Raw genomic sequence first — 14408 nt, 5'->3', positions numbered from 1 at the left:
ATCAAGTTCCGGGATTAAACGGAGGCGTTGTCTCCGTTATCGTGATAGCTTCTTGGATTAACCGGAGGCACTGCCTCCGGATCCTAGCTCGAGACAAAGGGGACAAATGACTACCGCGATCGACCGTGGGGCCCCGGCCCCCCAGCAAGCGGGAAGCGGCAGGCGCGGCTCGCACGCGCTGCGCTGGTGGGTGCTCGCCGTCCTCGGCGTCGCCCAGCTCATGGTCGTGCTCGACGCGACCGTCGTGAACATCGCGCTGCCCGCGGCGCAGCAGGACCTCGGCTTCAGCGACGGCGACCGCTCCTGGGTGGTCACCGGCTACGCGCTGGCGTTCGGCAGCCTGCTGCTGCTGGGCGGGCGCCTCAGCGACCTGTTCGGCAGGCGCAATACCTTTATCGTCGGTTTGGTCGGCTTCGCGGTCGCCTCCGCCGTCGGTGGCGCGGCCACCAGCTTCGAGATGCTCGTCGCGTCCCGGGTCGGGCAGGGCGTCTTCGGCGCGCTGCTGGCGCCCGCCGCCCTCTCGCTGCTCACCGTGACCTTCATCGAGCCGTCCGAGCGGGCGAAGGCGTTCGGCATCTTCGGCGCCGTCGCGGGCACCGGTGGCGCGATCGGCCTGCTGCTCGGCGGTGCGCTCACCGAATGGGCGTCGTGGCGCTGGGTGATGTTCGTGAACTTGGCCTTCGCGGCCGTCGCCCTGGTCGGTGCGGTGCTGCTGCTGGCCAAGCACGCGAGCACCGAGCGGCCCAAACTCGACATCCCCGGCACGGTCGTGGTCACCGCGGGCCTGTTCGGCATCGTCTACGGGTTCTCGCACGCGGAATCGGACGGGTGGACCAACGGCGTCACCCTCGCGTTCCTGCTCGGCGGCGCGGCGCTGATCGCGGTGTTCGCCTGGCTGGAGACCCGGGTCGCGCACCCGCTGCTCCCGATGCGGATCGTGCTCGACCGGATGCGCGGCACTTCCTACCTGACGGTCTTCGTCATGGGCATCGGGATGTTCGCGATCTTCCTGTTCCTCACCTACTACATGCAGCTGACCCTGGGCTACTCGCCGATCATGACCGGCGTGGCGTTCCTGCCGATGGTCGCGGCCATGGTGGCCTCCTCGACCACCGCCCCGTCGCTGCTGCTGCCGAAGCTCGGGCCGAAGATCGTGGTCAGCGGCGGCTTCCTGATCGCGGCGGCGGGTATGGCCTGGCTGACCCGGATCGGCTTGGACACCGGCTACGCCACCCACATCCTGCCCGCCCTGATCCTGCTCGGCCTCGGCCTCGGCGGCGCGATGGCGATCGCCTTCCAGGGCGCGACCTCGGGCGTGCAGCACGAGGACGCGGGTGTGGCCTCGGCCATGATCAACACCAGCCAGCAGGTCGGCGGGTCGATCGGCACGGCGCTGCTGAGCACCATCGCGGCCTCCGCGGCGACCGACTACCTGTCCACCCGCAGGCCGGACCCGCTCACCATCGCGCAGTCCGCGATCGAGAGCTACACGACCAGTTTCTGGTGGGCCACGGCGATCTTCGTGGCGGGCGGCCTCCTCACCGCGGTGCTCATGCCGAGCACGACGCCGGTGCCCGCCGAGGGAGAGCCGGTACTCGCTCACTGACCCGAGCACGGCACCGCCGACCCGGTTTGCGAACCCAGCGGCCGCCGTTCCCGCGCCTCGTCGCGGGAACGGCGGCCGTCGTCGTATCACCCGCCGCGCAATTCCGTTCGCCCGCCCGGAACCACCCACTCGCCGAGCCTGCGACGTAGGTCGCCGGACCTGTGGCTGTGCGATTGCCAACGGCCGTGCGCTCGATGGTCGAGTCTCGGCGCGAGGCGAATCTCCGTACTGTGCGCGGTGGCCCGAATTCGGGTTGGGTGCGATGCGGCCCGGCATCGGGCGTGACCTGCGGTCGGGTCAACCGCGCACCGCAAAGCGCTCCCCGATCACCATTTTTGGTGCAAGATACGACGAAGTCGGATGTGGCGGGCTGTGCTGAACGCTGTCGGCATCGCGCTCGATCCGGTCTCGTGCAGACGTGCACGGTCCCCTGTCCGACCGACGCGGTAAAAGTCATGGGATGCTTTGCAATCGGAATCTCGATGATTCCGGCCGCCGCGGTATGGGTAGCCAAGGGACTGCTGCATACCCTTCTCGGCTCGGCGTACCCGGCGGTCGCACCACCCTCTCCACCCCACCCGCGAGGTTCGTAGACTCCTCGGACCGGGCGCGGCGCTCCCCGCGCTCGTCCGCCTCGGGGAGTGGCGGTGGCGTGGCCGGGACGTCGGGGCCCGGCGCGGGCATGGCACGGTGGACACCTGGTTCGGCTCGGCGATCGACGGGAACGGCACGACGGAAGGGGGTCAGGCGATGAGTGGTTCGCAAGCGGGTGCTGCCACGGCGGGCCGATGGCGGCCCGCCGCACGGCTCACCGTGCTGCTCGACGAGGACGACAAGTGGCGGCACACGCCCCTCTATCACGAGGTCGTGCGCAGGGCCAGGGACACCGGGCTGGCCGGCGCCAGCGTGTGGCGCGGCATCGAGGGTTACGGCGCGTCCGCGCAGGTCCACACCACCCGACTACTGGATGTCGCCGTCCATCTTCCGCTGATGCTGGTGCTGGTCGACGAGCCGGAACGCCTGCGCGCCTTCGTCGAGCGGAATGCCGAACTGTTCACCTCGGTCAACGTCACGTTGGCGCAGGTGGACCAGTGGCAGGAAGGTGAGCGATGAGAAGACCGCGTGTCCGGCGCGACGCCGGCGCCGGATCCCCCGTAGGGCGAGCGGCGCCAGGCGATTTCGCCTCGCCGATGCCACCGCGCACGGCGGCCGTTACCATTGTCGGTTCGGCGCGGCTCGGCGATCTGAGCGGCGCGTCGGCGGGCGATCGGCCGCTCGCCGCCGCGGGAGCAGGCTTCCGCACCGTGCCGACCACGTTCAGCATGTGCGGCAACGAGAGGTTCCGGCGGGTGGCCGACGTGAACGACGTGGCCGTGGGGTCGGCGGTGACCGGGTGGTCGGGGACATGATCCTGATGACGAGCCGGGCGCAGCCGATACGGAAGGGAGACCCGAGCATGGCCCACGATCGAGCCGGGCGTCCCGCACGTCCCACCGACCTGGAAGACATCGCGCACCTGGTGACGGCGTACTACAGCCGCGTTCCGGATGCGCGGGAACCGGCTCAGCGGGTGGCGTTCGGAACGTCGGGACATCGCGGCTCCAGCCTGGACGGCGCCTTCAACGAGGCGCACATCCTCGCGATCACCCAGGCGATCGTGGAATACCGCGCGACCCGGGGCATCACCGGTCCGGTCTACCTGGCCAGGGACACCCATGCCCTGTCCGAGCCGGCTTGGACCACCGCGCTCGAGGTGCTCGCCGCCAACGACGTGACCGCGGTGATCGACGCCCGCGACCGCTACACCCCCACGCCCGCGCTGAGTCACGCTGTGCTGCGCCACAATCGGGGCGGCACCAAGCACCAGGCCGACGGCATCGTGGTCACCCCGTCGCACAATCCGCCCCGCGACGGCGGCTTCAAATACAACCCGCCGCACGGCGGCCCGGCCGACAACACGGCCACCGACGCTATCGCCGCCCGTGCGAACGAACTGCTGCGCGACGGGCTCACCGAGGTCAAGCGCACCAGGCTGCAGCGCGCGCTGGCCAGCGGCGTGGAACGCTACGACTACCTCGACCACTACATCGACGACCTGCCCAACGTGCTGAACCTGGACGCCATCCGCGGCGCGGGCATCCGGCTCGGCGCCGATCCGATGGGCGGCGCCAGCGTCGACTACTGGGAGGAGATCGGCCAGCGCTACGATCTCGAGCTCGAAGTGGTCAATCCGTTCGTGGATCCCACCTGGCGGTTCATGACACTCGACAGCGACGGCAAGATCCGGATGGACCCGTCCTCCCGCTATGCGATGGCATCACTGATCGCGATCAAGGACGACTACGACATCTCCACCGGCAACGACGCCGACGCCGACCGGCACGGCATCGTCACGCCCGACGGCGGGCTGATGAATCCGAATCACTTCCTGGCGGTGGCCATCGAATACCTGGTCGCCAACCGGATGGGGTGGGACGCGCTGACCAAGATCGGCAAGACCGCGGTGACCTCGTCCATGATCGACCGGGTGGTCTCCGTGCTCGGCCGCGACGTGCACGAGGTGCCCGTCGGCTTCAAGTTCTTCGTGCCCGGATTGTTCAGCGGCAGCCTGGCATTCGGCGGCGAGGAGAGCGCGGGAGCGTCGTTCCTGCGGATGGACGGCACCGTCTGGACCACCGACAAGGACGGCATCCTGCTCGCGCTGCTCGCCGCCGAGATCGCCGCGGTCACCGGGCAGAGCCCGTCGGCGCGCTACGTCGAACTCGAACGCCGCTACGGCAGCCCCGCCTACGCGCGGATCGACGCGGCCGCCACCGGGGAACAGAAAGAGCTGCTCGCGAAGTTGACACCGGACATGATCACCACGAAGGAGGTCGCCGGAGAGCCGGTCACCGCCGTGCTCACCAGGGCGCGCGGCAACGGGGCGCCGCTGGGCGGCCTCAAGGTGACCACGGAGAACGCGTGGTTCGCCGCCCGCCCCTCCGGCACCGAGGACAAGTACAAGATCTACGCGGAGTCGTTCCACGGCGCCGAGCACCTCGTCGAGGTGCAGGCGGCCGCGGAGGAATTGGTGGGACAGGCGCTGTCCGGTGACCGGTAGATCCAAGCCCCTGCCCACCGAGATCTGGGTGCTGGTCGGGGGCGCGTTCGTCATCGCCATCGGATTCGGCTTGGTCGCCCCGGTGCTGCCGCAGTTCGCGCGCGGCTTCGGCGTCGGCGTGGCGGCCGCCTCGGCGATCGTCTCCGCGTTCGCCCTGATGCGTTTGCTGTTCGCGCCGGTGAGCGGCCGGCTGGTGCAGCGACTGGGGGAGCGCTCGGTCTATCTCGGCGGGCTGCTGATCGTCGCGCTGTCCACCGGCGCCAGCGCGCTGGCCCAGAGCTATTGGCAGCTCATGGTGTTGCGCTCGCTCGGCGGCATCGGATCCACCATGTTCACCGTGTCGTCTCTGGCGCTGGTCATCCGGATGTCGCCGCCCGAACAGCGCGGCCGGGTCTCCGGGTTGTGGTCGACCAGCTTCCTGGTCGGCTCGGTGAGCGGGCCGCTGGTGGGCGGCGGGCTGTCCGGGCTCGGGCTGCGCTGGCCGTTCGTGATCTACGCGATCGCATTGCTCGTCGTCAGCGTCGTGGTGTACCTGAGTCTGCGGAATTCGGAACTGGCCGCGCCGGAACCGGTCGGCGGTGTGCGCATGATGTCGTTCCGGGAGGGCTGGGCGCGGCCGGAGTACCGGGCGGTGCTGCTGTCGAACTTCGCCAACGGCGCGGCCGTGTTCGGTGTCCGGATGGCGCTGGTGCCGCTGCTCGTCGTCGAGGTGCTGCACCAATCGCCGGGCATGGCGGGTGTCGCGCTGACGGTGTTCGCCGCGGGCAACGTCGCGGTGCTGTTCGCCGCGGGCCGCTTGTCCGACCGGTGGGGGCGGAAACCGTTCGTGATCGTCGGATCACTGGTGTGTGCGGCGGGAACCGCGGGGCTCGGCCTGGCGACCGACCTGCCCTGGCTGCTCGCCACCTCGTTCGTAGCCGGGCTCGGCTCCGGCATGTTCACGCCCACCCAGCAGGCCGCCGTCGCCGACATCATCGGGCCGCGGGCGCGCGGCGGGCCGGTTCTGGCAGGTTTCCAGATGGCCGCCGACCTCGGCACCGTCATCGGGCCGGTCGCCGTGGGCGCCCTGGCCCAGCAGGTGTCCTACGGGCTCGCGCTCGGCGTGACCGGCGCCTTGCTCGCTGTCGCGGCGATCGTCTGGGCCGTCGTTCCCGAACCGCTGCGGCGGGTTCCCGTACATGCGGAGGCTCCATCCGAACGTTTCGCCGGTGCGGACGACACCGAGCGGGTACCGGCTCGGATCGACCGTGCGGTGAGCGAGGTGTCCGCCGCGCCTGTGGCCGACAGTCCGGTGCCGGTTGTGGCCGAATCCGGTGCGGTGGCGGGTGATCGTCACGGGGGCACGGAGGGTTCGCGTGCGGTGACTGATCAGCAGGAATCGGTGGCGGGTGGTGCCGTCGGAGCAGTGGGAGCGTCCGACGGGCTGACGGGCCGTCCCTCGCCTGTGGCAGGTGATCGCTGCGGTACGGCTGCCGATTCCAGGCAGATCAAGCCCGTGCCGGGCACCGCCGCAGTCGTCGACTCGGACGAAGAGGGATCCTCCAGCCCCGCCGGGCGGCCGATGTCCCGCCGCAAACCCAGGCGTCCGGAGCGACGTAGCCGCCGTACGCGCTGAATCGGCGGCGATGGGTGTTGGGGGCGGTCGCGTTCGTGGACCGGAGCGACGTAGCCGCCGTACGCGCTGAATCGACCGTGATGGGTGTCGGAGGCGGTCGCGTTCGCGCGACCAGAGGGACGTAGCCGCCGTACGCGCTGAATCGACCGTGATGGGTGTTGGGGGCGGTCGCGTTCGTGGACCGGAGCGACGTAGCCGCCGTACGCGCTGAATCGACCGCGATGGGTGTCGGGGGCGGTCGCGTTCGCGCGACCAGAGGGATGTAGCCACCGCACGCGCTGAATCACCCGTGGTGGGTGTCGGGGGCGGTCGCGTTCGCGCGACCAGAGGGATGTAGCCACCGCACGCGCTGAATCACCCGTGGTGGGCGCCAGGGGCGGTCTCGTTCGGTCGGCGTCATCGATCCGGTGGCGAGTGAAGTGCCCTCCGTGCTTCTGCCCTACTGCTCGCAGACTCCGTAAGCCGTCCGAACGAGCCCGGCTTCGGTGGCTGATATGGCGTCCTGTCGGAGAACCGGGACGGCCGCCGGATCGCGGATGCGTGGCCCGGCGGCGGGCCGGGTGGCTGGTTGCGGCAAAGTGTCGATGTGAGCGAATCGCGTTCGAAGTACACACCGCGGCCGATGTCCAGTGCGACCACCTATGCGCTGGGTGCGGTCGCTCTCGCGCTGATCGTGCTGATCGTCATCGCGGCGATCCGATGGGGTCGAGACGAAGCGGCCGTCCGCAATGACGGCTACGGTTCGGTGCGCGACCCGGCGGTGCACTCGGTGCTCGAACAGAACGGCTCGATTCTGCTCGGCCGCCCGGACGCGAAGAAGACCATCGACATCTTCGAGGACCCGCTGTGCCCCGGCTGCGGCAGCCTGGAGCGCATCTACGGCCAGGAGATCGCGCAGAAGATCGATGCGGGCACGTTGGCGGTGCGCTATCGCCTGGTGAATTTCCTGGACGGCCGTTCGCGGAGCAAGGACTACTCGACCCGCGCCGTCGCGGCGAACCAGTGTGTGGCCGAGGCGGGTTCGGGCCCGGTCTACTCCAAGTTCCACACCGAACTCTTCACCACCAAGCGTCCCGGCGAAGGTGGTGCCGACCTGAGCAACGAGGAGCTCGCCGCGATCGCCGGGGACGTCGGAGCCGCCGAATCCGTGCGGCAATGCATCGCGAACGGCGCCAAGATCGACTTCGCCCGCACCACCGCCATGGCGCAGACAGCGGCGCTCGGCGCGGCGCTGGGCGGCTCCGCGGCCACCCCGGCCGTCTTCGACGGCACGACCAGAGTCGACACCAATGACGAGAACTGGGTGGTCTCGCTCACCGATTGATCAGTGCCCCCACAGCCGAGTGCGGAGATGCTGCTCGATTCAGCCCCCGCGATGTGATTCGGCTCCCTGCCGCCCAGCCGCCCCAGCGAACGGAAGGGCCGGGTACGCCGACTCCACCAGATCGACGCCCCGGCCCACTCGACGGTGCGATCCGACATCCCCAGCCCCCGAGATCGCCGCCCGCCGAGTTTTTCGGTTGGCCTGGGGCCGGGCAACGGCTCCACCTGCCGCCGCCCGGCCCGCGCACTCGACAACGCGATCCGGCCCCCTGTCCCTAGACCGCGCCTCGAGATGTCTCACCGCTCCCTGCCGCGAAACCCCTTCGGCATCTGAGGATTCCGCCGTCGGTCCGGCCGGTCGGACGTACTGCCGACCAGCCCAGCCGCACTCGGCACCCGCGCCGACGCACGCCCCACGCCCACCCGCCGGACACTCTGAACGGACAAACCAGCAACCCCATCTGCTCTGCCCGTTCCGAGCATCCAACCGGCTACCGCCAGCGTCCTCACAATCGAACCGCCTTCGAACACATGTTCGATACTAACCGCATCAACCCTCGCCTGTCACCCCCGAATCGAGGCGATTTGGTTGCCGACACACCGTTGGTGTAACTTCATTCAGGCGCGACGGGGAAGTCCGGAGCGCAACCGACCAGGGGCTATGGCGCAGCTGGTAGCGCACCACACTGGCAGTGTGGGGGTCAGGGGTTCGAGTCCCCTTAGCTCCACAGAAAACGCAGGTCAGGACCGGTATTGCACCGGTCCTGACCTGTTTCATTTGGCCCAACCCCACGAAAACCCCATGGTTTGGTATTTCGTTTCGGCTGTGGGCATCAGCCTGTGTAGGTTCTGCCGCCTACTCGTGAGATCCGGGCGGGTTGGCGAGAGTGTTGAGGGTGCCTTCGTACCATGCGTGAACGGCCAGCCAGATGTATGGGGGCTGCCCTTCCGCGTCCACCACTCGCTAACACTAGTGAGGTGGACTGCACTTGACGAACATGGGGCAATGGGAGCAGCAGCGACTCACCTTCCCATGCTTCACCCCACGCCCCCGGCGCCGCTCCGATAGATCCATCGCCTGGCAGGTCCAGTTCCAGTTCTACGACAGCGACCGCGTGCGTCACCGCGCCGCGGAAACGTTCGATGACTTCGAAGCCGCGGAACGCTGGGCCGGGCGGGTGAATACGCCGGCATCGCCACGCGCACCAGTGGCATCTCTGACCCGACCTTCTGGTAACGAGTTAGAGGGTGTGCGGAACATCATGACCGGCGCGACTTCGAGGACTTCTGGATGCCGGAGGGCTCGCCTGATGTCTTCGGCCGAATCGTTGGCCTCAGGCGCTTGGAATCGACCGACGAGGAGTATCCGACTTCCGATGGCTCGAAGGTGAACGGGAATGCTTTCGGTGGGGATGTCCCTATAGATAGCATCGCCGAATGTCCGCTCGAGAACAACCTTGGTGAACCCGCCGTTCAGGTGCATGGTGACCAGGGCCGGCTCGCTGAACGGTCGTCCATCCTTCACGTGTCCCCCTCCTCAGCCAGTTCGATCCAGGAGCCAATGATCAGCCGTCCACGGCGTGTCCGCAAGCTCGCATGACAAGTCATGGAAACCGGATTGTGCTGTGCCTGCCCGATCCCCGCCCCCTCTGGCGGCTAGTAGATGGGGGCAACGAAGCGTGGTCGTGGCGGGAAAAGCGATCGAACTGCGGATGGGCGAACTGGCTGCGGAGTTCCAGCAGAGTGGTGATCGCTCATTTTTCCTCATCCCCTGCGTTCCGATGCGCGCGACTCAACCGGACATGGCAGGAATGGCAAAGACTTCTCGAGTTTATGTGCTAGCACCATAGTCGTAGTTACTGCCTCGAGGAATTCGAGCGGACGTCCGAGCTTTCGATATACCCGCGTTCATCTCGCTGTGAGAAACACGCAGGTCTAAGTGGCATAGGAATTGGGGCTATGCCACTCACCGCTGCCGTATCTACCCTCGAGCGGGACGTAAACAATCAATCACCAGGAGCTCGACATGTTCACACCCAGATTCACTTTGCGAGGCCTCGTAGTCGCATCTGCCCTGGGGGCAGCAATAATCTGCGAGAGCACCGTTGCCTCAGCGGAGATCCCGCTCACCCCAGCACAAGAACCCTCAACGAGCCATCCGGTAGACCTGAACTGCGGCAACCCTTCCTACCCCACCCATATCCTCCCATGCTTGATCACCGGCTCCGCCTCACTATCGGCTAGGTAGCGCCGACCCGAGTCGGTCAAGATACAGATCCGCCAAGTCGATACCGCCGAGCGGCCGGGCTCGGCGGGCACCGATCTGCCGCAGGTCCATCCCCAGGGATCTATGGATGGAGGGACTGCTGCACGACCAGGTGACAGGTTGACCTGCCTCACGAACCGCACACGCGACCAGCCTGGTACGGACTCACGATTCTCTACCACGGTGAATTCTTCGATGACGTGCCGGTCGAGCGCTTCCACGCCGCCTTGCAGGCCGAGGGCTGCAGCGAGTTCGATCGGCCCGGATCAACCTGCTCGCTCAATATCCTGCCGCTGTTCCAAGAGCCAGGTCCGCTGTTCCCGGCCTTCACTGGCAAGCTGGCATACGCCCCCCGGCGACTACCCGCGGGCCGAAGCGCTGCACCACGCCAGACCGGCGAAACCGCCTTGGCCTCACGCTGTTTCGCTGTATGGGTCGGCCGCAGGCTCGGGCATGCTCCTGAGCGGGAGTTGCCGGGGTGGGAGTCGGTGGCCGAGTTCTCGAAAAATCGTGCGGACGAATCACAGGAGGTCGGCGACCTTCTTCGCCGTCTCCTTGGCCGAGCCGGGGTTCTGCCCGGTCACGAGGTTCCCGTCCACCACGGCGTAGGAGACGAACGGCAGCTTGGCCTTCTCGTAGCGGGCGCCGCGCTTCTTTATTTCGTCCTCCACGTTGTAGGGCACGAGCTTGTCGACCCGGGCGAGGACTTCCTCCTGCCAAGCGAACCCGGTGAGCTTGCGCCCGGCGACGAGGTACGTGCCGTCGGAGAGCTTGGTGTTGAGCAGTCCGCAGTAACCGTGGCAGACCGAGGCGACAATGCCGCCACGTTCATAGATCTCCCGGGTGATGCGCTGCAGGCCCGCGCTGTCGGGGAAGTCGTACATCACCGCATGCCCGCCGGTGAAGTAGACGGCGTCGTAGTCGGCCGAGTCTATTTCCTCGGGTGCGGCGGTGTTCTCCAGCAGCGCCATGCGTGCCGGGTCGCCCCGCCATGCCTTGGCGGTCTTGCCGTAGCTGGGGAATTTCAGCGAGCGCGGTTCCAGGGGGCAGGGGCCGCCCGCCGGGCTGACGAGGGTCTGCTCGAATCCGTGCTCTTCGAAAACCTGCCAGGCGTGGGTGAGCTCGGACAACCACAATCCGGTCGGGTGAGACGGGTCGTCGTAGTGGCCGACGTTGGTGACGACGTTCAAGATGCGCTTGGTCATACGTGATCTTCCTCCGTGCGTCGTTGGTTCTACTTCTTCACGTGGTTTCATCGCTGGTGCGCACTCGGTCGACTCAGTGTGTACCCACTCGTCGCAATGTCTCGAGTGCGAGGGTGAGGATTCGGGACCACCGGTCATGGCCGACACCGCGCGGTGGGCTGAAGCCTTGCAGGCGCTGGTGCGCGACGGTCTGGGGCTCGGTGTACTTCAGCAGCCCGTCGGCGCCGTGGCGGCGGCCGAGACCGGAGTCGCCCATGCCACCCATCGGCGCGTCGATGCTGCCCCACGCGGCGGCGAAGGCCTCGTTGACGTTGACGGTTCCGGCGTGCAGCCGCGCCGCGACTGCCCGGCCCCGGGCACCGTTGCGGGACCAGACGCTGGCGTTGAGCCCGTACGGGGTGGCGTTCGCCATCGCGATCGCCTCCTGCACGTCGCGGTAGGGGTAGATCGACACCACCGGACCGAACGTCTCGTGGGCGAACAGCGTCATCTCGGGGGTGACGTCGGCCAGGATCGTCGGCTCGTGGAACAAAGGCCCCAGATCCGGACGCGCATGGCCGCCCGCGAGGATGGTCGCACCCTTGGCGACGGCATCGGCCACGTGCGCGGTGACCGTCTCGAGCTGCGCGGGGTTGGTCAGCGAACCCATGTCGACGGAGAAGTCGTACGCGGCGCCCAAGCGCAACTTGCGCGTGCGCTCGACGAAAGCCGCGACGAACTCGTCGCGGATCTCCTCGGCGACGTACAGCCGTTCGATCGACACGCACAACTGACCCGCCGACGGGAAGCACGCGGCGACCGCTCCGTCGGCCGCCCGGTCGATATCGGCGTCCGCGAGGACGACCATGGCGTTCTTCCCGCCGAGCTCCAGGGAGGCCCCGATCAGTCGCTCGCCGGCATCGCGGGCGATCCGGCGTCCGCTGGCGGTGGACCCGGTGAACATCATGTAGTCGGCGCCCGCCATGAGCGCGTCACCGATCGAGCTGCCGCGGCCGATCACCATCTGCCACACGTCCGCTGGTAGCCCTGCTTCACGCATCAGGTCCAGGGCCCACAGCGCGGTCAGGGCGGTCTGGGTGTCGGGTTTCTGAACCACCGCGTTGCCCGCCATCAGGGCCGGGATCGCGTCGCCGGCCGCCATGCTGAGCGGGTAGTTCCACGGCGAGATCACCGTGACGACGCCCTTCGGGTGGCGCAGCTCGGTGGTGTGGGTCAGCACCGGGATGGCGCCGCGTCGACGCTTCGGAGCGAGCAGACCGGCGGCGGTGCGCGCGTAGTAGCGGGCGGTGATGGCGATGTCGGTGACCTCGAGGAAAGCGTCGCGACGAGTCTTGCCGCTCTCGGCCTGCATCAGGTCGAGCGCCTCGTCCTGGCGCTCGAGCACGAGGTCGTGGAAGCGCAACAGGATTCGCTTGCGCTCGCGGACCGGGACCGACGCCCAGCCGGCCTGGGCGAGCCGGGCGCGCATGAATGCGTCATCGACGTCCGCGGGCGTCGAGACGGGGAGCTCGGCGAGCGGCCGACCGGTGTACGGGGCCGTCGTGGTCGTGTGTGCGGCATTCGGGGCCGCCGCGACCAGCGAGGTCAGCTGTCGGATCAGCGAGGAGGTGAGGCTGACGGGAAGGCCGGGACCGCGAATCGCGGTGTGATCGATGGTCATCGCAGTGCTCCTCAGAGATTCCGGACGGACGTGGGGACCGGCATGTGCAGGGCGTTCTGCCCCTCGGTCACGACGTCGAACCGGATGGTCCTGATCGGCTTCAGGGAAAGGATGTCGTCGGAGACACGGCCGGTGCCGAGCCGCAGGTCGATAGCTCGGGGCAGCCGCGCGGTACCGGCTGAGAGGACGTTGGTTTGGCTCAGCGTCGAATGCCACGCCCCGCCGATCGTGGTGTACGAGGTCAGGCTCGAGACCCGTTCGCCCGAGGCATGCGCTGTCTGGGCAGGAGTGCGCGCGGAGAAGGTCACGTCCGTGCCACCGTCGCCGTTCGCGACACGCGCCGTGGCGCGGTCCGCGTCGATGTCGACGTCGATGTCGGTGACCCACTTCGGGAAGCCGTAACCGTCGTGGCCGCGCACCTGGGCGATGTCGCTGTTGACGGGAAGCGAGAGGACATAGGAGTGCAGGTGGTCGTTCTTCAGGCCGGAGAGCAGGTCGAGCAAACCCATTCCGCCGTGGCGCGCGGGCTTGACGGCGATACCGACCGCCGCCTCGGTGTAGAAGTCGATGTCGCAGACGTCGTAGCGGAAGAACATCACCGAGACGAGACCGACGCCGGGCGCGAGCTCCAGTGGAGCCAACTGGCGCGGAAGCCGGGATCGGATCGCCCGCGACGGCGCGATCATCGTCAGGCGTGCCGTGGAAATGCGGTAGTAGAAGTTCGGTGACCAGGTCGGGCCGATCGGCGAGTCGACCCTAGCCTTCGGCAGCCGCCGGAAGAAGTCCACGCTGCTCACCCGCGGGTCGGCCGCGACGACGTCCAGATCGGTAGCCATCCGGTAGCGGTCGTACAGGCCACCCTTCGGGACCTCGACCGAGTGGCCGCCCAGATCGACGGTGACCGCTCGTGGCGTAGTCGGCGTCATAACCATCTCCTCAATGTTGACATTGCTAACATCGCCGACTCTAAAGGCGTATGTAAGCGCTGTCAACATGTGCTGAAGCTGGGTGAGGAGCCGCCTATGGCGCGTGCGTGGTGAGGATCGCGGCGAAAGCGGCGCGCACGCGCTCGGCCACCTCGCGACTGGACTCCGTCCGCAGCTTGCCGTCCAGGTGCAGGCAGGCCAGCCCGTGGGCCAGGCCCCATCCCGCCGAGGCCAGCGCTTCGTGGTCACCATTCGGGAAGACCTGTGTCATCGCGAATCGCAGCAGTTCGTGGATCTCCTCCGCTGCCCGAACTCGGTCGTCGTCTTCTTTGTCGCAGGGGTTTCCGAACATCAGGCGGAACAACGCCGGTCGGCGCAGGGCGAACTCGACATAGGTGACCGCGAACTCGCCGAGCTCCATCGGGGCCGTGGGCAGCTCGCGCCCGTCGATCAGGTCCGCCTTCAAGTCGCGCAAGCCCTGCGCGGCCAGTGCCGACTCCAGCGCGTCGCGGTCGGCGAAGTGTCGGTAGGGCGCGGTCGGCGAGACGCCCGCCTCGCGCGCGACGGCGCGCAGCGAGAAGGTCTCGCCGGCTTCGAGCATGCGCATCGCGGCGGTCAGGAGCGAGGCCCGTAGGTCGCCGTGATGGTAACCACTCTTCGGTGAAGTTGACACTGCTTACATCCCCTCCTAGGCTCATGTTAGCAAT

The 14408-nt window shown here is 67.9% G+C and carries 10 protein-coding genes, 1 tRNA gene and 1 pseudogene; 7 read left to right on the top strand and 5 right to left on the bottom strand.

All coding sequences use genetic code 11. The annotated features are described in order from the left end of the window. Positions 1–106: 106 nt before the first annotated feature. The 7 genes and pseudogenes from ON19_RS22180 (at position 107) to ON19_RS22150 (ending at position 8372) form a co-directional block, all read left to right on the top strand. Entirely contained in the window at positions 107–1606 is a 1500-nt protein-coding gene (locus ON19_RS22180) for an MFS transporter (protein ID WP_043696111.1), read from the top strand. A 750-nt stretch (positions 1607–2356) separates the two neighbouring features. Beyond that, on the top strand, positions 2357–2719 hold the full coding sequence (locus ON19_RS22175) for a DUF190 domain-containing protein (RefSeq protein WP_051169193.1): 363 nt from the start codon (positions 2357–2359) through the stop codon (positions 2717–2719). Next, entirely contained in the window at positions 2716–3015 is a 300-nt protein-coding gene (locus tag ON19_RS22170; RefSeq protein WP_157229783.1) for a hypothetical protein, read from the top strand. The genes ON19_RS22175 and ON19_RS22170 overlap by 4 nt, the downstream gene beginning before the upstream one ends. 47 nt (positions 3016–3062) lie before the next feature. Beyond that, the gene (gene pgm, locus ON19_RS22165; protein ID WP_043696400.1) at positions 3063–4706 is read left to right on the top strand and encodes a phosphoglucomutase (alpha-D-glucose-1,6-bisphosphate-dependent); all 1644 of its coding nucleotides are present in this window, start codon (positions 3063–3065) and stop codon (positions 4704–4706) included. Next, a pseudogene (locus ON19_RS22160) lies at positions 4696–5883 on the top strand (MFS transporter); the annotation flags it as partial. The gene pgm and the pseudogene ON19_RS22160, both read left to right, overlap by 11 nt. Positions 5884–6907: 1024 nt before the next feature. Next, the gene (locus tag ON19_RS22155) at positions 6908–7645 is read left to right on the top strand and encodes a DsbA family protein (protein WP_043696109.1); all 738 of its coding nucleotides are present in this window, start codon (positions 6908–6910) and stop codon (positions 7643–7645) included. A gap of 654 nt (positions 7646–8299) precedes the next feature. Beyond that, positions 8300–8372, top strand: a tRNA-Ala gene (locus ON19_RS22150). A gap of 392 nt (positions 8373–8764) precedes the next feature. Here the strand turns inward: ON19_RS22150 and ON19_RS42090 are convergent. From ON19_RS42090 to ON19_RS22130, 5 genes are all read right to left on the bottom strand, one after another. Next, the gene (locus tag ON19_RS42090; RefSeq protein ID WP_157229782.1) at positions 8765–9169 is read right to left on the bottom strand and encodes a hypothetical protein; all 405 of its coding nucleotides are present in this window, start codon (positions 9167–9169) and stop codon (positions 8765–8767) included. Between the two features lie 1262 nt (positions 9170–10431). Continuing rightward, positions 10432–11115: a type 1 glutamine amidotransferase domain-containing protein gene (locus ON19_RS22145; RefSeq protein WP_043696106.1), complete on the bottom strand. Its 684-nt coding sequence runs from the start codon at positions 11113–11115 to the stop codon at positions 10432–10434. A 73-nt stretch (positions 11116–11188) separates the two neighbouring features. Further along, on the bottom strand, positions 11189–12775 hold the full coding sequence (locus ON19_RS22140; protein WP_043696103.1) for a succinic semialdehyde dehydrogenase: 1587 nt from the start codon (positions 12773–12775) through the stop codon (positions 11189–11191). Positions 12776–12786: 11 nt separating this feature from the next. Beyond that, a complete protein-coding gene (locus ON19_RS22135; protein WP_043696102.1) occupies positions 12787–13701 on the bottom strand; it encodes an acetoacetate decarboxylase family protein in 915 nt (304 codons plus the stop codon). Between the two features lie 94 nt (positions 13702–13795). After that, positions 13796–14374 carry a TetR/AcrR family transcriptional regulator gene (locus ON19_RS22130; protein WP_043696099.1) on the bottom strand — a complete coding sequence of 193 codons (579 nt, stop codon included), beginning with the start codon at positions 14372–14374 and terminating at the stop codon, positions 13796–13798. Between the last annotated feature and the right edge of the window lie 34 nt (positions 14375–14408).

The sequence above is a fragment of the Nocardia abscessus NBRC 100374 genome (assembly GCF_000308455.1).
GTDB classification, from domain to species: domain Bacteria; phylum Actinomycetota; class Actinomycetes; order Mycobacteriales; family Mycobacteriaceae; genus Nocardia; species Nocardia abscessus.
Note: the sequence above shows the minus strand (reverse complement) of the source record. Positions and strands in the feature narration are given on the sequence as shown.

Coding starts and splice junctions, on each gene's coding strand:
- ON19_RS22175 (WP_051169193.1), top strand. CDS start 2,357: ATGAGTGGTTCGCAAGCGGGTGCTGCCACGGCGGGCCGATGGCGGCCC.
- ON19_RS22135 (WP_043696102.1), bottom strand. CDS start 13,701: ATGACGCCGACTACGCCACGAGCGGTCACCGTCGATCTGGGCGGCCAC.
- ON19_RS22180 (WP_043696111.1), top strand. CDS start 107: ATGACTACCGCGATCGACCGTGGGGCCCCGGCCCCCCAGCAAGCGGGA.
- ON19_RS22170 (WP_157229783.1), top strand. CDS start 2,716: ATGAGAAGACCGCGTGTCCGGCGCGACGCCGGCGCCGGATCCCCCGTA.
- ON19_RS22145 (WP_043696106.1), bottom strand. CDS start 11,115: ATGACCAAGCGCATCTTGAACGTCGTCACCAACGTCGGCCACTACGAC.
- pgm (WP_043696400.1), top strand. CDS start 3,063: ATGGCCCACGATCGAGCCGGGCGTCCCGCACGTCCCACCGACCTGGAA.
- ON19_RS22140 (WP_043696103.1), bottom strand. CDS start 12,775: ATGACCATCGATCACACCGCGATTCGCGGTCCCGGCCTTCCCGTCAGC.